Origin of the sequence: Mucilaginibacter sp. P25 (assembly GCF_050859465.1) — a bacterium.
In the GTDB taxonomy this organism is placed as follows: Bacteria; Bacteroidota; Bacteroidia; order Sphingobacteriales; family Sphingobacteriaceae; genus Mucilaginibacter; species Mucilaginibacter gossypii.
Genome location: NZ_CP193937.1, coordinates 2,849,687 through 2,876,074 on the forward strand (window position 1 = coordinate 2,849,687; position 26,388 = coordinate 2,876,074).

Here is a 26,388-nt window from a genome sequence, read left to right on the forward strand (position 1 = left end):
GGCAGCTTATTATCAATGACTTCTCTAAATAATGTTTGGTATTTAAAAGAACTTTGTATATTTACTTTTAATGTAACGATAAGACCCATTTTTTAGGTCTTATAATGACACTAGAAGTAATATGGCACATAGCGTTTACATATCATCCAACCTTACGCAGCAACAACTTGAATTTATGAAGTTGCTGGATGACTATGAAATTGAGCTATTTCAATTTGATGAAATTGAGGGTCAAATCAATAGAAAATTTGCTAACCTCAATGAGGTTCTTGAAAATTTAGTTCATAAAGAACTGCTTTCCCGAATAGAACGGGGGAAGTTTTGCAAGGCTAATTTCCGGGATGAAAATGTGATCGGCACGTTTGTGGTAAAAAACAGTGCAGTTGCTTATTGGTCGGCTTTAAATCTACACGGGTTAACCGAGCAATTTTCTAACACAATATTTATCCAGACCACGCAGAGGAAAACCGATAAGGCCCTTTTAGGAACCTCTTATAAATTTGTCACAATAAATCCTGGTAAGCGTACTGGCATTATGTACAACGGCTATGGCAATACAAAATATCCTATAACGGATATTGAAAAGACCATCATAGACTGTTTCGATCAACCACAATATTCCGGTGGTTATGCTGAACTAATAAGGGCTTTATCTCAGGCAGAAATTACTGCTGATAAGATGATCAATTATTGCCGACAAGTTGGCAATAATGCTGCTACTAAAAGAATAGGTTTTTTGGTAGAGCTATTTGAAAAGCCGTTGATGGATAAATTTATTGATTTCGCAAAAGAACAAATCAATGATAAGTATAACCTTTTTGATCCGCAGGGAACAGAAAAAGGCGAATTTGTAGCAAGTTGGAGGCTGAGATTAAATATCAGCAAAGATGAATTACTTAATCTAATAGACAAACAATATTAATGATACTAAAGAAGGAAATAGAGAAAATTGCGCTGCATGAGAATGTATCCCGTAGTACGGTGGATAAGGATTGGGTATTAGGTCATTTCATTGATGCCATATTCTCTATCCCATTATGCCGGGATAGTCTCGTATTTAAAGGCGGCACTTGTTTGAAAAAGTGTTATATACCTGATTATCGATTTTCAGAAGACCTCGACTTTACGTCTGTAAACCCTGACTTTGTATTAGACCGGGAATTATTACGGGAAATAACCGAACTGATAACACAAAGGACAGAAATTCCTTTATTTATTGATTATATAAAAGAATTGAAACATAAGGACATGCCTACCGGATATGCAGCGATCATTAAGTTTTGGGGTGCAGATCATTTAAAGAACCAGGCACCACCTCCCCCGGAAAGATGGGCAACCAGTGTAAAAATAGAGATCATTCTATATGAAAAAATGCTATTTCCGGTTAGCTTTCGGCCTATAACACATACGTATTCTGATAAATTGGCTTTGGCGGATCAACCCATTCCCTGTTATGATTTGCAAGAAGTAATGTCAGAAAAATTGAGAGCGTTAATACAACGTTCCTATTCTGCACCCCGAGATTATTTTGATATATGGTATCTATCCCATAAGCTTACAGCTGTTGAATGGCCAGTAATAGTTGGTGCATTTCATGAGAAGATGAAATTTAAAAATTTGGAATTTACCGGCATAGACCAATTTTTAAATGATGATGTAGATAAAAAACTTACAGGAGCCTGGAAAAATAGCCTTGCTCATCAAATACCACATGAACAATTGCCGCCATACAATCAGGTGAAAGAAGAGTTATCATTGCTGTTTAAAAGAATATTTAATATCAATTGAAGCCAAGTGGCTGCGGCAGGTGGCTTCATTGCACCACGCGCTACCGCGCCGGGTTCCATTCCGCCGCCAGCCTCGCCGCCCTTGCAGGAATGAAATTCGCTATCGCTCACATCATACCTTTTTTGAGAAACATCGTTATACTATCTAAAAATCTGACTTTATCTGCTTCGAGGTGATAATACGAGATGTCAATATTTTGACATCATTTTGGTTATCGGATAAGTAATTACTTTCAAAATATTCTATAATTTCTAAAATCTCATCATCGTCTTTTACTATTATGTAAGAAATGTCTTTAATTGAAAACTTTAGTCCTAAAAAAAGAAGTCGCTCATTAACTAATTGCTTATTATCCCTGTAGTAATGAGTATTATGAATAATCAATTCATTTTCTCGCAAATCTGTTCTTTTAGGGCAAAAGCGCCATTCTCTCTCATCATGAAATCTATATTTCTTTTGCGTAACATGATTTTCCCTTATTAATTGCCCCTCGTAGTTCTTTGTGTAACGTAAAAATTCCTGTACGACAGGATTATTGCTACCATCAAATTTGGCTTTTATCAATACGTCGTTTAAAATTGTTGAATGCTTTTCCAAATATAAAACAGGATTTAACCCCCTTCTTTTGGCCCAACGCTTATGCAAACCAATTCCATATCCACCATATTTATCTATATGACTTGTAACTTGGGATAAAGGTATATCGCAAAATGACACCATTGGAACAGCATATTGTATTACGCCACTTTTAGATTCAATTTTTTCGATGCAGTATTTAATCCGAAAACTCGAAGCCAATATGCTCTTAATAGATTCTATACTTCTTGTAAAATGGAATACCGAATTAGTACTTAATGGCATGTTAGAATATTTAAAAGGGATAATTTATCAGAATTATGATGGCCATATTTTTTTTGCCATTTCGTATAATAGAAAGTGTCTTTCTTCAATTTCTTCCTTCCCGAAGGTTTTATAAGCTTTAAAATTTAATCCCTCTTTTTCTATAAATCTTGAAAATGCCACCTTTTTATGATACATATCAGGTAGTAATGTTCGGGCGAAATATGTTCCAGTAACGTTATATGTTTTTAGCTTCTGTGAATACAACTCCATACCGGAGGATTGATTATCCCGCCCTTTAAGCAATAATAAACCACCTAATCGATTGCGTTGAAAATTGAAATCCTCTTCATCCTCAAAAATTTTTAAGTTCTTTTCGTTATTTGTAATTATATGCTCTATGTGGTATACATCGCCGCCTCTTGACTGTACAACAAGTTGATAATAATTTGCATACTCACTTAGATCAGAAGAGTCACTTATATAGTGATCTATACGAGCGAAAAAGTATCGTAAAAAGCTATTTCCCAAATTGTTATAGCCAACATTTTTAAAAAACTCATATTTAAATGCCTCATCAAGAGTGTCTCTGTCATACTTCTTTTTTAATATGCTTAACAACTGCTTGTTAAAAGCATCCTGGGCATCACCTATCTCAATATGCCTTACAATAGGTGTTAACGTCATCACATTCACGTTAAACTCATTAGACTTATAACTGCTTGTAAGATTTACTAGAGAAAATAAAGCATCAAAAAATTGCGGAATTTTTTTCATTTTTTCAATGCGATTCGGATCATTTAATTTTATAGACGATAGTGTCAATACAAATTGACCATCCATGTTATTTAATTGATTGAAATATATTGATTCAAAATCCTCTCGGTAATTGTTATAATAATCAAGCATTTCAACATATACATCGGTAAAATACGGCAATGTTTGTTCAACAAAAAATCTTGCATTTTGCTCGTTATCTTTCAATTCTATCCTGGCATTATACTCTTCTAAAAATATTGTTTTATGATAGCGATTCTTATCTAGCTTGGTATAGTGTTCGGCAGTGTCCGCGTATTTACTCCTAAAATAAAACCCGAAAAACTCATCAATCTCATTTTCGCCATAGGCTTGAATTTTTTCAATTTGAGCTTCCCATATATTTATATACTTTTCCCTATCTGCTATATCAATCTGGCTAAGAATTTTACCCTTTAATATTTCATAGGGTTTCAAAGGAATACCCCTGTCATTTATAACTTCAAATACCATAGCAACGTCCTTGTCCTTATCAATCTCTACCTCAATAAGGTAAATTCTATGTCGGAAATATGAAATAAAAGTCTGTAGCTTATGTGGAGTTGGTAATCTGGCATCTAGCTGTTCAAGTATAACTGCATAGTTTTTATGAATATTTCGTTCTGAAACATTTTCTGGAGAATGCTTAAAATCAACACTATTAAAGAGTACATCATTTAGCGCATTATGGCGGTCCTTAAAGCCCATCCAAAATGTTTTTCCAAACTCCGTGTTGCCTACAATAGAGTTCTTTAGGGCATCCACCAGATGATCTGCCAAGTCATGTTTTAAGCTCAGATGATAAAGGCCTATAGATATTAGTGTTAAAGTGGTGAGGCGTTGTTGGCCATCAACTATGTATTTTTTACCTTTAATTAAGTTGGTCATGAAGGTATTTAAATAATACCATTCTAGTTTATCCGTACTTTCTTGATTAATTTCCTGAGATGGATTATACTTTTCAAGATCAAACCGGTAAAAAATATCCTTTAATAAGGATGAAACTGGTTTATATTCTAAATCATCGTTCCATTTATATTCTCGTTGATAAAAATCAACATCATATTGGATGTTATTAAATATCTGACTGATTTTTCTGTCATAAGGTTTTAGTCCCATTGTTAAATTGAATGATTGTAAATTAAATCGGTTGTTTGCTTAACTCGTAATACATTCAATAAAAATCAGCGATAAAATTCCAATCGAAATATTCCTTGATTGAATTTTGGGGGTGATTAGATTGTACATTCGAGTGATAAGGTTTATAAATGTACAATATCTAATATTTAATTCAATATTTTTCATTGCATTCCGCCCTTCTAAACAAGTAATCTTTTTGTTTAACTTGGTATCCTAAATATTTATGACAGCAGAGCAACTTAAACAACTGGAAGACAGCCTTTGGCAAGCAGCCGATAAACTACGTGTAGACAGCGGATTGAAGGCAAGTGAGTACGCTACACCCATTTTGGGTTTAATTTTTCTTCGCTTTGCCTCAATTAAATACAATAAGGTAAAACCTGCTATTGAGCAGGAATTGCTAGCGCAGCAAAATAGTCGGAGACAGAGAGAAAAGCCGGAGATAGCTATTGAGAAGTGTGGCTTTTATTTACCACCCGAGGCCGAGTATGATTACTTACTTAACCTGCCGGAGAAAGAAGATATAGCCAAAGCCATTAAAACGGCAATGGAGAAAATTGAGCTTTACAAGCCTGAACTAAAGGATAGCTTACCTAAAGACGAATACTTTAAGCTGGTTAACGACAAGGATAAAACCCTACCTAAAACGCTTTTGAAGTATTTTAAGGATATACCAGAAGATGCTACTGGCGATGTATTCGGTAAGGTGTACGAGTATTTCTTGGCTGAATTTGCATTAGCTGAAGGGCAAGGTGGCGGCGAATTCTTTACACCTGTCAGTGTAGTAAAGCTGATGGTGGAGATCATAGAACCTTACCGTGGACGGATACTCGACCCTGCCTGTGGTAGTGGCGGTATGTTTGTGCAAAGCTCCTACTTTGTTGACCGTCGGCGTGAAGAGTTGCATGATACCGATAGTAAAGATCTGGTAGTTTATGGTGTTGAGCGCACGCCGGAAACGGTAAAGCTTGCCCGGATGAACCTTGCGGTAAACGGTTTACGTGGAGTAATAAGCCCTGCTAATAGTTATTATGACGACCCACATGATAGTTTTGAGAACTTTGATTTTGTGATGGCCAATCCGCCTTTCAACGTGAATGATGTAAATCTGAACCGGGTAAAAGATCAGCGGCGTTTTAACACCTATGGCATACCTCAAAACAAAACTAAAAGCAGCAGTAAGCAAAAAGAAAAAGAAGTAGATACAGTACCCAACGCAAATTACTTATGGATTAGCTTATTTGCATCTTCATTAAAATCACAGGGAAGAGCTGCGTTGGTTATGGCCAATAGTGCCAGCGACGCGCGTAATAGTGAGGCTGACATACGGCGAAATTTGATAGAAGACGGCGTGATTGACTGTATGCTAACGCTGCCTAAAAATATGTTTTACACCGTTACCTTGCCGGCAACGCTTTGGTTTTTCGACAAGTCTAAGCAAGGTGCTGAAGCAAAAGTGTTGTTTATTGACGCCCGAAACATATTCAGGCAGGTTACCAGGGCATTGCGGGAATTTACTGAAGAGCAAGTACAAAACATCGCTACAATTGTAAGGCTTCACCGAGGTGAAACGGAGCGATTAACGGAACTGCTGGCCAAATACCAAAAGCAGGTAGAAGATTTCGGTGCACAAGCGGATGACTTAGCACCATTAGTAGCAGATGCTGTAGAGGTATACGAGGAAGCTAAACAAGTGTGGAATGACCTACAGGAACAGATATCGGCAGGTGTAGGTGATGCTAAACGGTTAAAAGCGGATTTAGGTAAAGCAGGCACTATACTCACTAAAGCGCAACGGGAAAAAGAAGAAAAAGAAAAGGCCTATAAAGAATTGACAGACAAAGCCGGGTATTATCAAAGCCATATCATCTGGTTAAATGAACGTTTTCCAAACGGTGTGTATGAAGATGTAATTGGTCTCTGTAAATCTGCTAGCTTGGAAGAAATTGCAGAGCAGGATTACAGTTTAAACCCAGGGCGTTACGTTGGGGTGGTAATTGAGGAGGACGGACTGACCGAAGAAGAATTTATGGCTGAAATTAAAAAAAGACATAAGACATTGGAAGCTTTGAATCACCAGGCTAAAGATTTAGAAAGTTTGATTGATATTAACATTCTATCGTTATTTATTTAGGTATGCAGTCACAAGAAAAGCTCGGTAACAAATGCTTAGTCGGTGATGGTGCACATATTAGCATTAAAAGAGTCACTGAAGGTATTCCATACTTGTCCTCAAAAAATTTCAAGCAAGAAGGAATAGATTTAACGTCGGTAAATTATATATCAGAATTTGACTATCAGAAGTACTTTAAGGCATCTTCGAAAGCATTGACTAAACCAATGCCAGGAGATTTAATATTAAGTATTATAGGTTCAATTGGCGCTCCTTACTTAGTTACTGAAAATGACAAATTCGGAATTTCAAGTAGCGTAGCTATTATAAGACCTGACGAAGAAGTTGATTCACATTTTTTATACTATTATCTGAAAACTGATGCAGTACAAAATTATGTGGACGCAATAAAAGGAGGCTCTGCACAAGGTTTTTTAAGTTTAGAAATGATTCGGTCAATTCCGCTCAATTATCCAGATAAAACAGCACAGGAAAGTATAGCATCTATTTTACGTTTTTATGATAACTTAATCGAAGTCAACAACCAACGCATACAATCCCTTGAAAAAACAGCACGGGAACTTTACAAAGAATGGTTTGTGAGAATGCGATTTCCTGGTTATAAATCAACAAAGTTCGAGAAAGGTATACCTGATGGCTGGGAGATAAAAAAGGTTTCTCAAGCTTTTGACGTTGTCGGTGGAGGCACTCCTTCAACGGATAAAGAAGAGTATTGGAACGGAACTGTCAACTGGTTTACCCCAACAGATATTACCAGTTCTAACGGCATTTTTTTAGAAAGATCTAAAAGCACTATTTCAGAAAAGGGATTGAAAGGAAGTTCAGCAAAGCTGTTTCCCCCATACTCTATAATGATGACGAGCAGGGCAACAATAGGTGCTGTTGGGATTAACTCGTCTGCGGGATGTACAAATCAAGGTTTTATTACCTGTTTACCCAATGATAGGATACCTTATACTTTTTTATACCACTGGATTGTTTCAAATAAAGAGACGTTTGAATTACTTGCCAGTGGGTCAACATTTCTCGAAATTACTAAGGGGACATTTAAAAAAATAAATATTCTATTGCCTAAAAAAGATATCCTTAATCGATTTCACATTATTGTAAACCCAATATTCAAACAGATTGAAAACCTACTGCAAAAAAACACTCAACTCAACGAGATTCGTGACCGGTTATTGCCTCGTCTAATTAGCGGCAAATTAAAACTTAAAATAGCCGAGGAGGTACAATGCCTATAATATTACATAAGTTTAGAGATCATCAGGCCAGCCCGAGAACCGAAATCTTGATGTTAGGTACCTTTAACCCAGATATCGCTGCCGGTCCAGATTTCTTTTATGGCCGTCAGCGCAATTTCTTATGGCGCTTATTGCCTATGTGCTGGAATTTGCCATCACTTAAGGATGAACCGTTGTTAAGCAAAAAGCAGTTCATGGAAACTTATAAAATAGACTTTGCAGACATTGTTCATAGCCTTGACATTCCCGAAGGCATGCAAGGTAACGTGGATGATGATTTTATTGATGGTCGTGTAAGCGAGTGGAAAGATATCATTCGGCTGATAAACGGTCTGCCCAACTTAAAGGCTATTTATTTTACCCGAAAAACCTTTAATGGCATACCTAATATGCGGGCGCAAATTACTTTGATTGCCAACTATTGCCGTGAAAGAAGCATCAGATTTTGTAAACTGGAAACCCCTGCTCGTTTTTTCAGCGAAGCGAAACAACAGCAGTGGATCGACACAATCGTTGCGCAAACTACTTGTTTACGGCCTTAATTACTGAACAATAAGCAACCTCAATCAATGGCAAAAACTTACATCACTAATTTTATTTCTGAAGATCAAATAGAAAAGGCCATTATTGATGTGTTCGTTAATCAGCTTGGGTACAGGCATCTAAACTGCTTCATTGAAGATATAACGGGTCGTTCAATGGAAACAGAAGTTGTTATTGAATCAATCCTAAAGCAACAGCTCATAAAATGTAATTCTGATGCACCTGCGCACGCCATTGATTTTGCCGTTGAACAATTAACCAAAACACGGGCTGACCTCAGTCCTTTCCAAGCGAATCAGGAACTTTACTACCTGATGCGCGATGGCATTCGGCTGAACGTTAAAAATGATCAGGGCCGTGAAGAACCTATTACCATTAAAGTTATCGACTTGGTTGATGAAACGCAAAATGATTATCTGATCGTTTCGCAGCTTTGGCTACAGGGGCAATATATACGACGACGCCCTGATCTAATACTTTTTGTGAACGGCCTTCCACTTATATTTATTGAGTTAAAAAACAGCATAGTGGCCGTACGCAACGCCTATGAAGATAATTTAACTAATTACCGCAAGGATATTCCACTAATGTTTAATTATAACGCGCTTTGCATTTTAAGCAACGGACTGGAAACCAAAGTCGGTAGTGCTACATCTGGCTACGGCCATTTCTTTAACTGGCTACGGGTTAATGACGAAAAGGACACCCCAGACAAAGAAAGAATTGAACGTTACGGCGTCAGCCTGGATTATGCTGTATTGGGCTTATGCCACAAAAAGCGTCTGCTGGACTACTTTGAAAACTTTTTGATTTACTATAAAGACAGCTATAAAATTGCCGCTAAAAACCACCAGTTTTTAGGCGTAAACAATGCCACTAATAATTTTGCTACCCGTTTGCAACATGATCAGAATAATACTGATGTAGAAAATAAGGGCAAGCTGGGTGTTTTCTGGCACACCCAGGGCAGCGGCAAAAGTTTCAGTATGATATTCTTTACCCGCAAAGTCTTCAGAAAGTTTACAGGCAATTACACATTTCTGATAGTAACGGACCGTGACGATCTGGACGGTCAGATATACAAGAACTTTTTAGACGCTGGAGCAATAAAGAAAACGGATAAATGTCGTCCTAAAAATAGTGAAGAATTAAGGGAATTATTGCAAACCAACCGCCGTTATATATTCACGCTCATTCAAAAATTTAGGTATGCTAAGGGGAAGGTTTATCCCATTTTAAGCACTCGTAATGATATTATAGTTATCGTAGACGAAGCACATCGCACCCAGTATAAAGATCTGGCCGAAAATATGCGTACCGGCTTACCTAACGCTCAATATATGGCGTTTACAGGTACGCCTTTATTAGGTAGTAAAACGCTTACTAACAATTGGTTCGGAGACACCGTTTCTGAGTACAACTTTAAACAAAGCGTAGACGATGGATCAACTGTTCCATTATTTTACCACAAACGTGTGCCCGAAGTACTACTACAAAACGACGACTTAGATCAGGATTTGGCAGACATTGTGAGCGAGGAAAATTTAACTGATGCCGAACAACTGCGACTTGAACAAGAGTTTGGACAAGAATTGTCCATATTAAAGAGTGATGACAGGCTAGAAACAATAGCTAAAGATATCGTATATCACTTTCCACGTCGAGGCTATCTTGGTAAAGGTATGGTGATTACACTCGATAAGTTTACCGCGGTGAAGATGTATGACAAAGTAAAACGGTTATGGGAAGAAGAAAAGCGCTCGCTGCTTACACAGATCAACTCCTCCGCCACTGATCAAAATGAGAAAGCAGCGCTAAGGCGAATTCTCGATTGGATGCGCAAAACAGATATGGCCGTTATTGTGAGCGAGGAAGCGGGCGAAGAAGAGAAGTTTGAGAGAAACGGCTTAGACATTACAGCACATCGTAAGCGCATGAACGCGGTTGATGACAATGGTTTTGATTTGGAATGGAATTTCAAACAACCTGAAAGCTCACTGCAACTTGTGTTTGTATGTAGTATGTGGCTTACCGGTTTTGACGCGCCAACTGTTTCTACCTTGTACATTGATAAGCCTATGAAGGATCATGCCTTGATGCAAACAATTGCCAGGGCTAACCGCGTTACAGACTATTTAATAAACGACAAGCCTAAAAAGAACGGACTAATCGTTGATTACTATAATGTATTTAAAAATCTTAGAAAAGCATTTGCTTCTTATGGAGGCGGCTTTAATGACGACAAACCTGAAGAGGATGCCCCGGTGCAAGAAAAAGATCAATTGTACGTATTACTACAGGATGCCATTGATCAGTGTACCCAGTTTTGTTTAAGCATTGGAGTCGATTTAAAAGATATAGTAGACTCTAATCAAGTGTTTGGTCAGTTAGCTAAGTTTGATGAGTATGCAGATATTATTGTAGCTAATGATGATCGTAAAAAGCAATTTGTCGTCTACAATAATACCATTGAGGCATTGTATGATGCTTGTCGTCCAGAGATATTAGGCAAAAGAAAGGACTTCCCATTAGTTGCTGTCGTAACCTATTTACGTCTTGTAGTAGATGGAAAAGTCGAACGTGGTAATTTAGATAATGCAAAAAGAAGGATTGGACAATTACTTGATGAGAGCATTGTTGCTAATGAAGAATTCAAAAATATTAAAAATGCGGTAGCTGAGCCTGAATCTACCTACGGAATCAAAGCTTGGAAACAGATTGACTTAAGTAAATTAGATATAAATAAACTTAAAGAACAGTTTAAAGATGCTGTCTATAAGCACATCGAGATTGCCGACCTCCGTGACTTTATTTCGAAAAAGCTAGAAATGATGATGTCGATGAACATTACCCGAATAGGCTTTGCCCAAAAACTCCAACAAATTATTGACCGGTATAATTCAGGAGGCGCCTTAACGGAAGACTACTTTAATGATTTGATGGACTTTGTTGAGCAGCTTAAAGCTGAAGAGTTAAGGGCAACTAAAGAAGGCTTATCAGAAAGTGAGCTTGAAATTTTTGATCTCTTGAAAAAGGAAAACTTGACTAAGGATGAAGAGCAGAAGGTGAAACTTGCCGCCAAGCACCTTCTAACCAGGCTATATGACGAGAAGCCAACAGTACTCTTACAGGATTGGCACAAGGATTATCAAACACAGCTACAAGTAAAGTCTGTGATTCAAGATATACTGGATAAAAACCTGCCCGATAGCTACGATAAAATGGTTTACGATCTTAAGTGCAAAAATGTATTTAATCATTTGTTTGTGCAGGCAGCAAATGGTGGCAGGGCTGTTGCATAGCAAATTCCATATTCACCACATCCGCGAATATAGCCCACCGCCGGGATGAAAAGTAAAGGCCATGGAAGCGGGCCAATGTGTTTTTCTTTTCAGCGGTGGCCCGGCCTTGACTATTTACCCGGCTCGCGCTGTTGGTTGTTTAAGCGTTAAATATAGCATGGTGGGTTCATTCCCCGACTAAGGGACTTATGCGGATGAAAAATAAAAACCGCACTGCGCGGGGGCTATCTAAAATCCATCAGCTTATCAGCGATTTCCTGCTTTACATTATCCTCAAAACCAGCCCAGTAGTTTTGCGTGGTATTCAAGCTGCGATGGCCTAAACTTTCCTGTATCAACTCCATTTTAGCACCATTACGAATAGCAGCCGTTGTAAAAGAATGCCGTGCGTAATAGGTAGATATATCGGCATCCAATTCCAAGTCCTTCGCCAGTTTTTGAATATGCTGGTTGACAAACCGAATAAAGTTTTGGTTTACCCTTAACTTCTCCGCCTCATCCATTTTTTTAGTTAAAATTGGAAATACATAATTGTCGGGTAAAAAAGGACGGGTACCGTAGCGTTCTATTACTTCTTTAATCGTTTCTGTTAAAGGAATAATAATGGGCTTCGGCTTGTCTTTTGTGGTATGAAGCGTTTTGTGTCGCAAAAAGGAAATAGACTTTTTGTTAATGTTTTTATACCTCAATTCTGCAATATCCCGGAAATTCATGCCATTACATTGATAGCTGAAGAACCAAAAGTCCCTTGCTTTTTCTTTCGGGCTGCCTGGCTCAACTGGAGCAGTATATAATTTTTTTAATTCCTCTTTACTTAATGCCTTCTTTATGTTTTGGCCTGTAGGGATCTTGTATTTTTTGAAAGGATAAAGTTCAGCCGCTATGTTGCCTTCTTCCATAGCTTTATTGAAGATAGCTCGTAATGGCCGTAAGTATATACCTACAGTAGTTTTGGATTTGTCGGCGGCTACCATCCAGTTCTCATACCTGTTCAAAAAATCAACTGTAACCCGGGAAAATGAAAGGGTAGAGGCTGGCCTATTATCCTTACCCGCAAACTCCAATAGAGACTTTAGGCTTAATCGGTAATTCGAGGCCGTACCTGCACGGCCATTTCTCATCAGTTCATCTATATAGTCCTGATAGTAGGCGCACACGTCTGTAGTGGCGGCTTGAGAGCGAAACATTTCCCGTTCAAATTTATCAAGGATAAACAAGCCATCCATTTTAGTAATAATTCTATTCGCCTTTGCTTCTATGGCATCTAAAGTTATTTTAATCTCCTGAAATGCTTTCTTAGGTTTTTCGGTTAGATAGGATTGTTGGAACTGTTGAGCCGTCAGGTGTATGTCGGTATGGTAGTGCCTAATATCGGTACGGGAGATATATAACCTGATTTTTACCGGTGCTTTTTTCCCGGTTTCAACCTTCCGTTCATCTAAATATAAGTTAACTTTTACTGCCATTTCTATCAAAGTTAGGTAAAATGCCCTTTTTTCTCACACACTTTTTTTGAAACATGCGAATTTAGCGAAATTTCCCATAAAATGGCGTTTTTTTTCTCACACATTTCTCACACAAATGAGCAAAAAACGGCAAAAAACAGCAAAATAGCGCAAAATGGTTTTTTTGTAAATAATTGATATATAGTTTTTTAAATATAAAACAAAGCATCGAAAAGCACCTCCCATAGACTGTTAATCAGAGGGTCGCTGGTTCGAGCCCAGCCTCAGGAGCCTTAATGGGCAAGCACGAAAAACGGTCGCTTGCCCTTCTTTTTTCCGTAAATGATCGCTAATTACGTTTTTACGCGCGAAAACCTAAAATTAACCATTCATAGATTAATAACAATGTGTGGATGTATACTGAACTTTAGGAGATAGTTAGAAACATCCCAAAACAGCTATCTTTACCAGAAATGTAAACCTGTCATGGTCGATACCCTCGAAATAAAAGTTTTTGTCTCTTGTCCTAGTGATGTTACACCGGAGAAAGATACTATTAAAGCGATTTGTGAGAACCTGAATAACTTCAATATGAATAACAAACGGAAGGTCAGGTTTCGGGTGTTAGATTTCAGGGATATTGTTGCCGATATGGATGGCCGACCCCAAGAACAAATCAATATGATTTTCTCGGACTATGATATTTATATTGGTCTGTTATGGATGCGTTTTGGTACTCCAAGTGGAGCAGATGATCCACTAACAGGTAAAGCCTATTTAAGCGGTACTGAAGAAGAATTTCGCTTTGCTTATCAACGTAAGCAGGCAGGCGAAAACATAAATGTTTACCTTTTATTCAAAGCGCCGAGCGCTATTAAAGGCGGGGCTTCAGAAACCAGACAACTTTTGCAGGTTCAGGAGTTTTATGAAGAGGTTTGCAATTTGGGGTGGGTTATGAAATTCCCGATTACACCGACGCATGATTTTTATAATAAGATCTCTACGATTTTAATGAACCGCGCGGAACAAGTAGATCAGCAAGAGCTTATCAATGAAAAAGCCGCATTTCTAAGTACACACTCATCTGAAGCTATGCCGGCTACTCTACGAAATCCTGCAGAGTTTATCACTAAGGCACCCAAAATAGACACGACTATACCCCGGATATTATTATCGTTTGAGGGACAGAAAGATCCTGTAACAGCTTACATAGAACGAACTGGTGACCTGGAATTAATTAAGTTGGTCAAGGAAAAAAACTAGTCGTTCTATTAGGTAATGCTGGTTCAGGAAAATCAACCGAATTAGCAAAATTGGCTCACTTTTATGCTACCGAAAAAACTCCATTTATACCTGTCTACAGTCGGATGAATACTTATGTAGAAGAAGATATCCGGGATTTTCTTCCAACTGGTTGGGCTGATATTCCAGAAAATACCGCACTGATAATCTTGGATGGATTGGATGAAGTTCAGCCTAAGCATTTTAACACGGCAGTCAGGAAAATTTTAAGTTTTATAGAAGACTTTCCAAATGCACATATCGTAGTGTCTTGCAGAACCAATTTTTATCATTTACCGGATAAGCATTCGGGTGGTACTTTGCCTGATTTTGGCATCTATTTTCTGGCACAAGTTAGTGACGCGCAAACAAAAGGGTTTGCGGAAGAACAATATCAACTGGACTATCAAGCGTTTAGAAAGGGAGCTTATGATCGTGGGTTCCAGGAGTTCACGAGCCAACCGTTCTTCTTAAGAATATTATTAGAGCAATTTAAGAAACGGGGCGATTTGGCTCTTAATCGTGTTGATTTGCTTAATATACTATTAGACGAACGTATTACGCTGGATCAACAACATTTTGAATTAACCACCAACCTGAAAGACCATAAGGAACATATCTTACAGCTACTTCAAAAGATTGCGCTTTGTATGGAATATTTAGGGCGTAATTTTCTTTCATTTAATGAACTATTGAAAGTGCTGCCAACCCCTGAAGATCTGCAATTGGTAAAATTTTCAACAGCATTCCGTAGCATGGAGGATGGCACGAATAATTGGGGTTTTGAACATAATAATATTCAAGAGTTCCTTGCGGCGAAAGCGCTGCTAGCTTTCGATTTGGAGCGTATAAAGACTTTTCTATCCTTCAAAAACGAGCGTATCAAACCAAGTTGGTTAAATACATTATTTTTTCTAATAAGTTTATTACCAGACGCCAAGCGGAATGATTTGATCGACTGGATATTGACCATTGAACCTGAAGTGTTAGTACGTGTAGAACCTGACAAAGTAAGTTCAGCTACAAGGTTCGAGATTTTTAAAACGATTTTCAATCACTACAAAGCGCAACGTGTGTGGTTGCGCTCTAATAAATTTTCCGATCTAGAGTTAGCAACATTTGGCGAAAGTGACGACGCGGTTGATTTTTTGGTTGCTGAACTTAATAACAACGAAAATGCACATACAACCCGCTTCAACGCGATGAATATTCTTAAGTATTTTAAGCTGAGCGGCGATTATCTCAACAAAACAAAGGATGCGATATGGCAACATATTATTGAAAATACAGACGATCAACATATCGTACACAGCGGTATTTATGCGTTAGATTCCTTGGGGGTAGTAAATGCAGAAATGATTGCCGAATTGATGAAACTGTTCGGCAAACGCAGTAATCAATATATTCGTTCAGCCTTATACCGGGTTATCATTGAAACTGGTATGGTCGATGATTATGTAGAATACTTTATAAGTGGTTTTGTGGATGAATTAGACCCAAACGATCGTGGACAAGTAAGTTTGATGGACGAAGATATACTGTTAAGAGAGGGTTTAACTAACATTAAAGATGCTGCGAACATTAAAAAATTACTTGAGTTGTTTGAGAACCCTTATGACCGTCGCATCATAAACTTTTTTGAGAAAAACAAAATACTTGAAAATTTAATCGGGAGGGCTGCAAGCATCTATAAAGCCCACCCTGAACTCTCTGAAGATGTCTACAGAACTTATCTAGCTTATGGCCGGCATTCAGAAGAATTTACCGCGCAAGCCATATCAGTATATTTTCAAAAAACCGGGCAAACTAATGCTGTTTTTCAGCGGATCTTTAGCGATAAGAAAATCGAGGATTACGAAAAAGGTTTACTACTGAGGCATTTAGTTAATCAAGAAAATATCGATTATGTCATTGACCAATATAACACACACAACGCCACTAATGAAGATTTGTTAAAATTCTATAATAATCTTCGGTGGAATATATACCGAACGGATAAGAACGCTGAATTGGAATATCTTACTGAGAAATTGAATGAAGAAACGCAGGTACTCAACAATTTTAATGATATTGATTATGCTAAGATTCGGTTAGAAAATGAGCAAAAGAGCTTTGACTTATATTTTAATGTAGACGCTTTCACCAATGAACTTGTTCAATTTTTTCAGACAAATGAAATTACTGACTTGGATTGGGATACCTTATGGCAATTTCAATATAATCGTAATGATAGAAATTATCACGTTCCCGAAGCTATTCATGAATTATTAATAGAGTTTACCCGTGATAAACAAAGTGCTGATTTAGCATCGGTATTGAAATTTGTGAACGATGAAGAACGTTTTGCTAATTATAGATTTTCAAAAATTAAAGACAAGATTAACAGCCGGCCAGATATTTTAGTTAGCGAAGAACAGATAGAGACAATTACAGCTTGGGTACAACACGTAATTGTGAATACAGATATTGCTAACGCGATCAGAGTTGAAAGTAGTAACCGTACTACTTACAGTAAGTTAGCGATGGTACTATGGGCGTTTATAAAAAATTATAAAATCCCTGTAGTCGCAGAGAAGCTACTTGACTTTACTTTGTTCGATGAAGTTAGAAACAACGAATATCAAGGGTTAGAATTTAGTGCAATTGAAAATCAGTTGGGTAAAGATGCGGTACAAGCCCGGGTACATGATAATTTATTAGCAGGGATTGAATACGATCAGTCTTGGCGAAATAACGCGATATATGCGCTCGAAAATAACATTCCAAATACGATCGGAAGTATTATTAACAGTTTGTTTGATAATCGCAAATCTGAATATTCTCGACGAGCGGTATTAAAAATATTTTTGCAACAGGGTGGCAACCCGGAACTGTTATTGGTTGGATTAAAAATGACGCCCAACAGCGATATGTTGTGGGACATTGTGCGTGAAATCAAAGACTACACAGCTATCGATGCCGATTTGCGGAAGTTTTTAAGTGAAAAGTTAACTAATGGTTATCTTCAGCCACAAGAAAAGTTTCGTGCCGCCACTTACTTAACAGAGAAAGGCGATAAGGAGGGTACAGCTTCCTATTTAAACTATCTTCTTGAAACTGCCAGTCCAAATTTTGATTTTTATCATCAATCGCAGATAATGCGTCAAATCAAGGACATTGAATTTCTCCCTATCTTATTGGAATTACTTAAAAAAGCCAATCAGGAAGAATTTAAGCAGGATGACTTTAATCGTTTTGATAGTATCGTTTCTGACACTTTATATAACCTTGGATTAACTTCTGAGGAAAACCTGTCCAAAGTAAAAACTGCGCTTGAAGATTTCATTAAGAATAACGACGGACAAATTAAGAACGTTAATTTTCTTCATCCAATGATTGAGCGAATGGAGTTTAACTTCTATTTGGCTCAGTCGCAATCAAATGATATACAAGATGCCTTATCTGAAGTGGCTAAACTGTATCAATAATACAATACAGTCTTACCATGAAGATGTAATGGGTAATATATGTTTAAATATCAAAGTACTCTGACAAAATATTATATAAAAGCATTGATAATCATTATTATTTTTACTTTCGAACAAGGAATTGAGCGCCCCAGTTTACATTGAAAAAGCCCGGATTGATCTATTAAAATTCAGATCTCCCGTTTCCTGAAACCAAAAGGTTCAATAGCTTTGCAATCCAACAAAAAGGTTAATTATTATGGAATACTCAAAAACATATATTGCCAAAGATGAGCATATAGATGTACAGGAGATCATGGATGGTTTATATTATCCGTTTTATATGGAATATTGCAGGCATGATTATATCAGGGAAATATTGGGGTTTGATTTTGAAGCCGAAGCTAAAAACGGCATTTACATGGTACTTTCAAATTATAGCATCAGCTTTCTCAGATCACTTAAAAAGGGTGATGAATTTAAAGTTACCTGCACCTTGTATACTGATAAAGGGGCTTACCCAAGTTGCACTTTAAACAATCGATAATATGCAACAATAAGGTAATGACTAAAGCTGTATTTACGGGCACCTGTGTGCCGGCAACAGGCGGCAGACCGTATTTACCGGCCTCGGTATTGGAAAAAATAAAGGATGCCCCTGTTCTTGAAGATTAAGCGACCGGCAGAGCGCCGGCCCTTGCCGGATAATCATGCGGCAGGGTAATGTGTATGCAAAAGAGGCTATCTATGGGGATAGCCTCTTTTGAGATTGCTTAAAGCCTGAAATAACCGATGTATTATGAATCGGCCTGCTGCAACTTAGCATTTTATGCAGCGGCAGGAGCTGTGTATGTAGCCGGATAAAGTTTACGGAACATCAGGTAGGTAACCGTTACCATGATAAATGCAACGATGGCATCTATGGTGGCAGGAAAACCGAGCACAGCGATTTTAGACAAAAAAGCAAATATAATATCGAAGAAAATACCTGCAAATACCCATTCTTTTAATCTAAGCAATATGTTAGGTGTTAAAAGAACTGCTACTCCCGATAGTTTAGCGACACCAAGAATATAAATAAAGTGTGGAGGATAGCCCAGTTTTAAGGTGATATCCCACACAAACTGGTTTTTGGTCAGCTCGCCAAATCCGCTTGCTGCAAACCATAATGAAGTCATTGCTGTTCCTATCCAATAGATTGTTTTTACTGTTTTTGTTGTCATGATATGTAGTTTTGAGTTGTTTGATGGCTCAAAATTGTGGCAAAATCAACGGAGATCTAACCACTTTCGGGATGAAGCAGACAAACCGAGCTGCCGGCCGGACAATCCGGGCCCCAACTTGCATATGTCATTGATACAAACTGCTTCAATATGCTAATTGAAGCCTGACATAAAGCTTTTTGTCCTGTCGATAATGGTTGTAGCGATCCTGGTGATAGGCGTATAAACCAAACACGACGGGGGCGGAAAGACGGGTTTTATCCTGCAGTTAAATGGATTAACATGCAATGCCCGGGCCTAATTTTTCAATGTTTGAAATGTCCGGTTCAGGCACTTCTTTGTCGGGTTAAAGCACTTGAGCTCAACGATGTTTGCACCAGAGGTGCAAAAGGGTTTTAGAAAGGCAGAAAGGTGTGAGCACCTGCTTTTAAGTAAACAAAAAACCAGGATAGGAAATGCGTTTTTAACATTTCCTATCCTGGTTACCGTGTTATTTCAAAAGAGGGATTATTTATCTGGCAAAACTTTCGGCTTCTATAATGGCGTCAGCAAAAGCTTTAGGGGCTTCCTGCGGTAGGTTGTGGCCTACTCCCCCGGTAATAGTGTGATGTGCATATTTACCTTTAAAGCGGGCAGCATAATCAGCAGGCTTAGGATGAGGAGCACCGTTGGCATCGCCTTCAAGGGTTACGGAAGGTACAGTTATAGGAGGCGCGGTTGCTAATTTTCTTTCCATGTCATCATATTTTGCCTCACCTTGGGCAAGGCCCAGGCGCCAGCGATAATTATGGATCACGATAGCAACATGGTCGGGGTTGTCAAAAGACGGGGCGGTTTGCGCGAAAGTAGCGTCGTCAAATTTCCACTTAGGTGATGCTGTTTCCCAGATGAGCCGGTTAAAGTCACGCCTGTTTGCCTCGTAGCCCAATTGGCCGCGCTCGGTACTAAAATAAAACTGGTACCACCATGATAGTTCTGCTTTGGGCGGCAATGGTTTTTTATTTGCTTCCTGGCTGCCTATCAGGTAACCGCTTACCGAAACCATTGCTTTGCAGCGCTCGGGCCATAATGCTGCCACGATATTTGCTGTACGCGCGCCCCAGTCAAACCCGCCAATAATTGCACGGTCTATTTTCAGGGCGTCCATCAGCGTGATAACATCGGTAGCTATTGCTGCCTGTTGCCCATTCCTGAAAGTTTGTGCCGAAAGGAATTGTGTTGTGCCATGGCCGCGCAAATGAGGCACAATAACCCTGTAGCCGGCTTTGGCAAGTATGGCTGATACTTCAGTATAGCTATGTATATCATATGGCCACCCATGAAGCAGGATAACAGGCTGTCCGTTTGCCGGGCCGCTTTCTGCGTAGCCAATATTAAGCAGGCCTGCATTTATCTGTTTGATCGAGTCGAAAGAAGCTGTAGAAAAAAGAGTATTGTTTTGCCGTGCCGGTGAATCTGCCTGTTTGGTTTCGGCTTTAAGTATACCGAGACCGCCTAACTCTGCTGCTGCAACTGTTAATGCGGAGATACCCAGAAAGCGGCGACGGCTGAATGTTGTTTCGTTGTTCATGTTTTTCGGATTGGTTTGATTAATATTTCGCCTTTAGATGCTTTCCTCATCGTCGGGCATAACAAAAGTACACCAGTACCAGGATTATGGAAGTGGTTGATGCATGAACCGGGCAAATGGTGACTTCAGTTGGACATATTCCCCGCCAGATTTGCCATTATCTGAAATTAGTTGGAAGTGGCAGTGCTGGTTGGAGCGCAGTAACGACTAATCCTTACGGTTTACAGTATGGCCAGGTTGTTTATACCTCATTATTTTGCTCGTGCGTGTAACAATTAGCAATGATTGCTGTATTTTGCTGAAATTTTCTTGTTAATACGCTGTCTGAAAATGAAGTTCATCTCCAAAATTGCAAACCGGTTTATTTATATAATTTTCTTGTTGTTTCCGTGGCCGGTTTTTGCCCAAAACCTGGTTAGATATGTACAGCCCATGGCCGGTACAGCTATTGCCACTACAGCTTCCGCACTAAAACATGGACAGGCGGCTGATACGCGGTTTGCCAACACTATTCCCGCGGTTACTGCCCCCTTTGCCATGACACAATGGACACCCGAAACCGAGAGCGGCGAAACCAAGTGCGTACCTCCATATTATTATAAAGACAGCCTGTTCAACGGCCTCCGTGGTTCGCACTGGTTAAGCGGTTCATGTACGCAGGACTATGGCAGCTTTACCATTATGCCCATCACAGGCAAGCTAACAACAGCTAATTATAGTGCTGCATTTAAACATGTTGATGAACTATCGTCGCCGTACCTTTATAGCATAAATCTTAATCAGTATAAAGTGAATGCTGCGGTAACCTCCACAGAGCGTTGCGGCATGATGCAGTTTACCATGCAGCAGGCCGACAGCCTTTATTTATTGATCAAAGCTAATAGCGATTATCATGAAGGCTTTGTAAAAGTGGATCAACAAAAAGGCGAAATATCGGGTTATAATCCTGCTCACCGTATTTACCAGGGATGGGGGAAAAGCGCAGGTTTCAGCGGTTTCTTTGTGATCAGGTTTGAACGGAGTTTAGGTAAAACGGGCACTTTTGATGGCGATAAAATATTTATTGCAGATAGTATCAAAAACGATGCTGGTACAGGGGTTTATGCCGGATTTAAGCTCAATAAAGGCGAAAAGCTAACGATCAGGATAGGCACTTCGTTTGCCAGTTTGGAAGGCGCCCGCAAAAACCTGCAGGCCGAGATGCCGGGGTTTGATTTTCATAAGATGGTAGAAAGCAGCAGGGTAAAATGGGAAAAGGCCTTAGGGCAAATCAACATTTCAACTAAAAATGAGCAGGATAAACGGATCTTTTATACGTCATTTTACCATGCCATGCAGCATCCGCGTCTTTTTAATGATGTTGATGGCAGATACCCCCGTTTTGCCGGCGATTATCAAATTGAACAATTATCAGGCGGCAATTATTATGATGATTTTTCGATGTGGGATATTTACCGGGCACAGTTGCCGCTGTTTGAGATCCTGAACCCATCTTTAATCAATAACCTGGCAAAATCACTGATTTTGAAAGGTAAACAAGGCGGGTGGATGCCTGTTTTCCCCTGCTGGAATAGCTATACATCCGAAATGATCGGCGATCATACGGCTTCTGTAATCAGTTCGGCATATTTAAAGGGGATCACTGATCTTGACGCTAAAGAAGCTTACCAAATTTTAAGGCATAACGCGTTTGAACTACCTGCCAACCGGGTCGACTATGTAGAAGGCAAGGGCCGCAGGGCATTGGGTAGTTATTTAAAATACCGATACATCCCCTTGGAAGATAGCGTACGCGATGCCTTTCATAAAATGGAACAGGTAAGCCGCACAATGGAGTATGCTTATGATGATTACGCGCTGGCGCAATTTGCAAAAGCTTTAAAAAAATCTGCTGACTATATCACGCTCACCAAACGGGCAAAATATTATGCCAATGTATTTGATGCTACAAGTGGCTTTGTTCGCGGCAAGCATGCTGATGGTACATGGATATCCCCTTTGATCCTGATAAAAAGGCGACTTATATTACAGAAGGTACCGCACGTCAATACACCTTTTATGTACCGCAGGATGTACCCGGTTTGGCAAAGTTGATGGGTGGTGCGAAGAAACTGGAACAGTCGTTAGATAGCCTGTTTGAAAAAGGCGAATACTGGCATGGCAATGAGCCGGGACACCAGATCCCTTTTATGTATAATTACACATCATCGCCATGGAAAACGCAAGCCGCCGTACGCAAGATCCTGGCGACAGAATACAGTGATGGTCCGGGTGGTTTGGGAGGGAATGATGATGCCGGCCAAATGTCGGCCTGGTATCTGTTCGCTGCGATGGGTTTTTACCCGGTAAACCCGGTTTCGGGTGAGTACCTGTTGTGTTCACCTTTGTTTGATAGAATTGCTATCACGCTTCAAAATGGCAAAAAGTTCGAGATCATCTGTCATAAACCGGGCCCCAGATCAATGTATATCCGCTCGGTAAAATTGAATGGTAAAATAATGCCTAATAATTTTATCCGTTACAACGATATCAGCAAAGGCGGTAAGCTCGAAATATATCTGAACGATCAACCGGGAAATAACTGGGCAGTTAAACCATTAAATCAACCTAAGGGGATGTGATAAATGCGCAATCCCGCGTTTTTTATTCCTTAACCCAGAAATGTTCATTGGGCAGATTAAGTAAAAATCAGATGACGTAGGTGCAGTTTACCCGGAAATATGTAAATTGTCATAAACCAAAAAACATACCTATGAATTCTCGTCGTGATTTTTTACAAAAGTTGGGCTTATCGGCCCTGGCCCTGCAACTTGTGCCATACTCAGGATGGGCGGCAGGAACAGATAAAACCGAACAGGTTTATGACGGCCCGGTATTGCGCGTGGCTATTATGGGACTTGGAGGCTATGGAACCATAGTTGCAGAAGCTATGCGGAAATGTACCAAAGCTAAACTGGTTGGGGTAATTAGCGGAACCCCATCAAAAGTTAAAGCATGGCAAAGCAAATATGGCATCCCCGAAAAAATTGCTACAACTATGAGAATTTCGACAACATCAAAAATAACTCCGATATCGACGCGGTATACGTTATTACACCCAATGGCTTGCACCACGATTTTGTGATCAGGGTAGCTGCAGCCGGTAAACACGCTATATGCGAAAAGCCAATGGCCGTGAATGCCAAAGAGGGGCAGGAGATGGTTGATGCCTGTAAAAAGGCCAATGTAAAGCTGTTGGTTGGCTACCGGATGCATTTTGAACCAAAAACACTTGAAGTGATCAGGATGAGGCAAAACGGCGAGTTTGGGAAGATCAGGTTTTTTCAGGGGCAATGCGGGTTTACCATCGGCGATCCCACACAATGGCGGTTGAATAAAAAGCTTGCCGGTGGCGGCTCTATGATGGATATTGGGATCTATGCCATCAACGGATCCCGCTATATGACCGGTGAAGAACCGATATGGGTTACCGCCCAGGAAACTAAAACCGATACAGTGAAATTTAAAGAGGGGGTTGATGAAACCATCCAGTTCCAGTTCGGCTTCCCAAGCGGGGCCGTTGCGTCCTGTCTGTCAACCTACAATATGAACAATCTCGACCGATTTTTTCTTGATGGAGAAAAAGGCTTTGCCGAAATGCAGCCTTCTACCGGCTACGGGCCAATTAAAGGCCGCACCCATTTGGGCGAACTTAACCAGCCTGTTACCACACACCAAACCGTACAGATGGATGAAATGTGCGAGATTATATTTAATAATAAAAAGCCCGTTGTACCGGTAAACGGCGAAGAAGGAGTGAAAGACCTTAAAATTATTGATGCCATTTACCTTGCTGTTAAAACCGGGAAGAAGGTGGAGGTAAGTGTTTAATAACATTTAAAGGTAAAAACATACGTAGGTGCCGAATTTATTTCGATACCTCACTGGATATTCACGCTTGCCAGGTTTCACAATTAATTCTTGCAGACCTGTCCGTCGCTTACTTTGGAAATGGGGTGCCGAAATAAATTCGACATGACGGGTTTGCTTTTTTGTAACCAATTGAGAAGCCTTTGCAGTAAGGAAATTAATATTCCACCTGCTATTGGCATATTTAGCCAAACCTGTAACAAGCCGCTGGTATGCTCATCTAAATATAAAAACTTAGAAAAAACATGAGCACCAAAGAAACATTTTCAATTAACGGTGAAGCGTTATTGGGAAAGATAAAAGAGATAATTAACGAAGGTAAAGCCAGCAGGATCACCATTTCAGACAAGCACGGTAAAGAGCTAATGACTTTTCCGTTAAGTGTTGGCCTTTTCGGGATGATCCTGGCACCGGTTTTTGCTGCCGTAGGTACCCTGGCCGCACTGGTTACAGAATGTACTATAACGGTAGAACGGGAAGAGGAAGACAAAGAAGATACCCCCAAAGAATAAGGTATCTTCACAATATGATCCTGCGAAACTAAAGACCTGAAACTTCAGGTCTTTAGTTTAAATTCTCATTAAAAAAATCTATAGTCCTTTTCCAGGCCAGTTCTGCCGCGGCTTTGTCATAACGTGGAGTTGTATTATTATGAAAGCCGTGGTTTGCGTTTTCATAGATATAAGCCTGGTATTTTTTGCCATTCTCTTTAAGCGCTTTTTCGTATACCGGCCAGCCATCTGTAATCCGGGTATCCAGGGCCGCGTAATGCAGCAATAGCGGCGCTTTAATTTTAGGGACATCCTCAACAGCCGGCTGACTTCCATAAAATGGAACGGCGGCAGCCAAATCGGGAACACGTACAGCCATCATATTGGCAATTCCTCCGCCAAAACAAAAGCCTACAACACCTACCTTACCATTGCAATCTTTATGGTTTTTCAGGTATTCATAGGCAGCTATAAAATCTTCCTCCATTTCGCCTTTATTTCGTTTGGCCTGCATGGTACGCCCTTCGTCATCATTGCCGGGATAGCCGCCAAGCGGTGTTAGGGCGTCGGGTGCAAGGGTAATAAACCCTGCAAGGGCAGCTCTTCTCGCCACATCTTCAATATAAGGGTTTAAGCCCCGGTTTTCGTGAACTACCACTATGCCACCCAGTTTCTTCTTTGCATCTGCGGGCTCTGATAACAGGCCTTTAATTGTACCGCCGCCTTTGGGCGAAGGGTAATTAATATAGCCCGATTTTAAACGTGGATCGTCGGATTTTACCTGTATGGCACCCTGATAATCGGGCATCAGGAAACTCATTAATGCGGTTACGGTCAGGCCGCCCACTGCATACATGGAGAGCTTTTGCACAAAGGAGCGCCTGTCGAGGCGGCTATGTGCGTAATCATCATACAGGTCGAACACTTCCTGTTTGATATCTTCTTTGCTGATTTGGTTCATATTTCCGGAGGCTTTGTTCAAATTTACCGGTTAGGTTTTGTTTAGGGTGTAACAGTCTCGTTACCGGTAATGTTTTTTGTGTTGATTGCCAGGCCAACCACCGTTATGGCCGAAATGTTTACCCGCTACGGGACGCCTGAAGAAAAGAAAGAAATTATCGTATTATAAATGCAGAACGGCACTAACGGCACTGTTTATATTGGCGATCTGGAAAGCCCGACCGGCTAAATAAACCTATAGAACAAAATATCCAAAAAGTTGGAAAAGTTGCCCTGA

General features: G+C 39.7%; 19 protein-coding genes and 1 pseudogene. 14 read left to right on the forward strand and 6 right to left on the reverse strand.

Annotated features, from left to right (window positions below; genetic code table 11):
- Positions 1-175: 175 nt before the first annotated feature.
- Positions 176-922 (forward strand): type IV toxin-antitoxin system AbiEi family antitoxin domain-containing protein, encoded by a 747-nt coding sequence (locus tag ACRQ5D_RS14710; RefSeq protein ID WP_413323107.1) that lies wholly within the window; start codon positions 176-178, stop codon positions 920-922.
- Positions 922-1,788 (forward strand): nucleotidyl transferase AbiEii/AbiGii toxin family protein, encoded by an 867-nt coding sequence (locus ACRQ5D_RS14715; RefSeq protein ID WP_413323108.1) that lies wholly within the window; start codon positions 922-924, stop codon positions 1,786-1,788. Before ACRQ5D_RS14710 ends, ACRQ5D_RS14715 begins: the two co-directional genes overlap by 1 nt.
- Positions 1,789-1,932: 144 nt before the next feature.
- Here the strand turns inward: ACRQ5D_RS14715 and ACRQ5D_RS14720 are convergent, their stop codons facing one another.
- Both ACRQ5D_RS14720 and ACRQ5D_RS14725 read right to left on the reverse strand, forming a co-directional pair.
- Positions 1,933-2,649 (reverse strand): abortive infection system antitoxin AbiGi family protein, encoded by a 717-nt coding sequence (locus ACRQ5D_RS14720; RefSeq protein ID WP_413323109.1) that lies wholly within the window; start codon positions 2,647-2,649, stop codon positions 1,933-1,935.
- A 33-nt stretch (positions 2,650-2,682) separates the two neighbouring features.
- Positions 2,683-4,542 (reverse strand): DUF262 domain-containing protein, encoded by a 1,860-nt coding sequence (locus tag ACRQ5D_RS14725; protein ID WP_413323110.1) that lies wholly within the window; start codon positions 4,540-4,542, stop codon positions 2,683-2,685.
- Positions 4,543-4,786: 244 nt separating this feature from the next.
- On the opposite strand from ACRQ5D_RS14725, the gene ACRQ5D_RS14730 reads away from it, so the two are divergent.
- The 4 genes from ACRQ5D_RS14730 to ACRQ5D_RS14745 are packed head-to-tail and all read left to right on the forward strand — an operon-like array spanning position 4,787 to position 11,786.
- A complete protein-coding gene (locus ACRQ5D_RS14730) occupies positions 4,787-6,697 on the forward strand; it encodes an N-6 DNA methylase (RefSeq protein WP_413323111.1) in 1,911 nt (636 codons plus the stop codon).
- Between the two features lie 2 nt (positions 6,698-6,699).
- Positions 6,700-7,941 carry a restriction endonuclease subunit S gene (locus tag ACRQ5D_RS14735; protein WP_432329360.1) on the forward strand — a complete coding sequence of 414 codons (1,242 nt, stop codon included), beginning with the start codon at positions 6,700-6,702 and terminating at the stop codon, positions 7,939-7,941.
- Between the two features lie 47 nt (positions 7,942-7,988).
- Complete coding sequence (locus ACRQ5D_RS14740; RefSeq protein ID WP_432329362.1) at positions 7,989-8,483, forward strand: hypothetical protein; 495 nt, start codon at positions 7,989-7,991, stop codon at positions 8,481-8,483.
- A 27-nt stretch (positions 8,484-8,510) separates the two neighbouring features.
- On the forward strand, positions 8,511-11,786 hold the full coding sequence (locus ACRQ5D_RS14745; protein ID WP_413322014.1) for a type I restriction endonuclease subunit R: 3,276 nt from the start codon (positions 8,511-8,513) through the stop codon (positions 11,784-11,786).
- Positions 11,787-12,010: 224 nt separating this feature from the next.
- Here the strand turns inward: ACRQ5D_RS14745 and ACRQ5D_RS14750 are convergent, their stop codons facing one another.
- Positions 12,011-13,252, reverse strand: coding sequence for a tyrosine-type recombinase/integrase (locus tag ACRQ5D_RS14750; RefSeq protein ID WP_432329364.1), 1,242 nt, complete (start codon positions 13,250-13,252; stop codon positions 12,011-12,013).
- A 465-nt stretch (positions 13,253-13,717) separates the two neighbouring features.
- Here ACRQ5D_RS14750 and ACRQ5D_RS14755 point away from each other — a divergent pair, with 465 nt between their 5' ends.
- From ACRQ5D_RS14755 to ACRQ5D_RS14765, 3 genes are all read left to right on the forward strand, one after another.
- Complete coding sequence (locus ACRQ5D_RS14755; RefSeq protein ID WP_431199889.1) at positions 13,718-14,494, forward strand: hypothetical protein; 777 nt, start codon at positions 13,718-13,720, stop codon at positions 14,492-14,494.
- Positions 14,495-14,544: 50 nt separating this feature from the next.
- A complete protein-coding gene (locus ACRQ5D_RS14760) occupies positions 14,545-17,979 on the forward strand; it encodes an NACHT domain-containing protein (RefSeq protein WP_431199890.1) in 3,435 nt (1,144 codons plus the stop codon).
- Positions 17,980-18,217: 238 nt separating this feature from the next.
- Positions 18,218-18,505 (forward strand): acyl-CoA thioesterase, encoded by a 288-nt coding sequence (locus ACRQ5D_RS14765; RefSeq protein ID WP_431199891.1) that lies wholly within the window; start codon positions 18,218-18,220, stop codon positions 18,503-18,505.
- Positions 18,506-18,785: 280 nt separating this feature from the next.
- Here the strand turns inward: ACRQ5D_RS14765 and ACRQ5D_RS14770 are convergent, their stop codons facing one another.
- Complete coding sequence (locus ACRQ5D_RS14770; RefSeq protein WP_091172274.1) at positions 18,786-19,181, reverse strand: DoxX family protein; 396 nt, start codon at positions 19,179-19,181, stop codon at positions 18,786-18,788.
- Between the two features lie 511 nt (positions 19,182-19,692).
- Positions 19,693-20,751 (reverse strand): alpha/beta fold hydrolase, encoded by a 1,059-nt coding sequence (locus ACRQ5D_RS14775; RefSeq protein WP_091172275.1) that lies wholly within the window; start codon positions 20,749-20,751, stop codon positions 19,693-19,695.
- A gap of 432 nt (positions 20,752-21,183) precedes the next feature.
- Between ACRQ5D_RS14775 and ACRQ5D_RS14780 the strand changes: the two are divergent.
- From ACRQ5D_RS14780 to ACRQ5D_RS14795, 4 genes and pseudogenes are all read left to right on the forward strand, one after another.
- Positions 21,184-23,372: pseudogene (locus ACRQ5D_RS14780) on the forward strand (GH92 family glycosyl hydrolase).
- Positions 23,373-23,503: 131 nt separating this feature from the next.
- The gene (locus ACRQ5D_RS14785; protein WP_432329367.1) at positions 23,504-23,875 is read left to right on the forward strand and encodes a hypothetical protein; all 372 of its coding nucleotides are present in this window, start codon (positions 23,504-23,506) and stop codon (positions 23,873-23,875) included.
- Complete coding sequence (locus ACRQ5D_RS14790) at positions 23,842-24,621, forward strand: Gfo/Idh/MocA family protein (RefSeq protein WP_432329777.1); 780 nt, start codon at positions 23,842-23,844, stop codon at positions 24,619-24,621. The genes ACRQ5D_RS14785 and ACRQ5D_RS14790 overlap by 34 nt, the downstream gene beginning before the upstream one ends.
- Before the next feature lie 284 nt (positions 24,622-24,905).
- Positions 24,906-25,172 (forward strand): DUF4342 domain-containing protein, encoded by a 267-nt coding sequence (locus tag ACRQ5D_RS14795; RefSeq protein WP_090534028.1) that lies wholly within the window; start codon positions 24,906-24,908, stop codon positions 25,170-25,172.
- Between the two features lie 52 nt (positions 25,173-25,224).
- Here the strand turns inward: ACRQ5D_RS14795 and ACRQ5D_RS14800 are convergent, their stop codons facing one another.
- Positions 25,225-26,112, reverse strand: coding sequence for a dienelactone hydrolase family protein (locus tag ACRQ5D_RS14800; protein WP_091172280.1), 888 nt, complete (start codon positions 26,110-26,112; stop codon positions 25,225-25,227).
- Positions 26,113-26,181: 69 nt separating this feature from the next.
- On the opposite strand from ACRQ5D_RS14800, the gene ACRQ5D_RS14805 reads away from it, so the two are divergent.
- A complete protein-coding gene (locus ACRQ5D_RS14805) occupies positions 26,182-26,280 on the forward strand; it encodes a DUF2135 domain-containing protein (protein WP_143020839.1) in 99 nt (32 codons plus the stop codon).
- Positions 26,281-26,388 lie beyond the last annotated feature (108 nt).

Coding starts and splice junctions, on each gene's coding strand:
- ACRQ5D_RS14755 (WP_431199889.1), top strand. CDS start 13,718: ATGGTCGATACCCTCGAAATAAAAGTTTTTGTCTCTTGTCCTAGTGAT.
- ACRQ5D_RS14710 (WP_413323107.1), top strand. CDS start 176: ATGAAGTTGCTGGATGACTATGAAATTGAGCTATTTCAATTTGATGAA.
- ACRQ5D_RS14765 (WP_431199891.1), top strand. CDS start 18,218: ATGGAATACTCAAAAACATATATTGCCAAAGATGAGCATATAGATGTA.
- ACRQ5D_RS14750 (WP_432329364.1), bottom strand. CDS start 13,252: ATGGCAGTAAAAGTTAACTTATATTTAGATGAACGGAAGGTTGAAACC.
- ACRQ5D_RS14715 (WP_413323108.1), top strand. CDS start 922: ATGATACTAAAGAAGGAAATAGAGAAAATTGCGCTGCATGAGAATGTA.
- ACRQ5D_RS14730 (WP_413323111.1), top strand. CDS start 4,787: ATGACAGCAGAGCAACTTAAACAACTGGAAGACAGCCTTTGGCAAGCA.
- ACRQ5D_RS14805 (WP_143020839.1), top strand. CDS start 26,182: ATGTTTTTTGTGTTGATTGCCAGGCCAACCACCGTTATGGCCGAAATG.
- ACRQ5D_RS14785 (WP_432329367.1), top strand. CDS start 23,504: ATGAATTCTCGTCGTGATTTTTTACAAAAGTTGGGCTTATCGGCCCTG.
- ACRQ5D_RS14745 (WP_413322014.1), top strand. CDS start 8,511: ATGGCAAAAACTTACATCACTAATTTTATTTCTGAAGATCAAATAGAA.
- ACRQ5D_RS14800 (WP_091172280.1), bottom strand. CDS start 26,112: ATGAACCAAATCAGCAAAGAAGATATCAAACAGGAAGTGTTCGACCTG.
- ACRQ5D_RS14775 (WP_091172275.1), bottom strand. CDS start 20,751: ATGAACAACGAAACAACATTCAGCCGTCGCCGCTTTCTGGGTATCTCC.
- ACRQ5D_RS14770 (WP_091172274.1), bottom strand. CDS start 19,181: ATGACAACAAAAACAGTAAAAACAATCTATTGGATAGGAACAGCAATG.
- ACRQ5D_RS14725 (WP_413323110.1), bottom strand. CDS start 4,542: ATGGGACTAAAACCTTATGACAGAAAAATCAGTCAGATATTTAATAAC.
- ACRQ5D_RS14720 (WP_413323109.1), bottom strand. CDS start 2,649: ATGCCATTAAGTACTAATTCGGTATTCCATTTTACAAGAAGTATAGAA.
- ACRQ5D_RS14735 (WP_432329360.1), top strand. CDS start 6,700: ATGCAGTCACAAGAAAAGCTCGGTAACAAATGCTTAGTCGGTGATGGT.
- ACRQ5D_RS14795 (WP_090534028.1), top strand. CDS start 24,906: ATGAGCACCAAAGAAACATTTTCAATTAACGGTGAAGCGTTATTGGGA.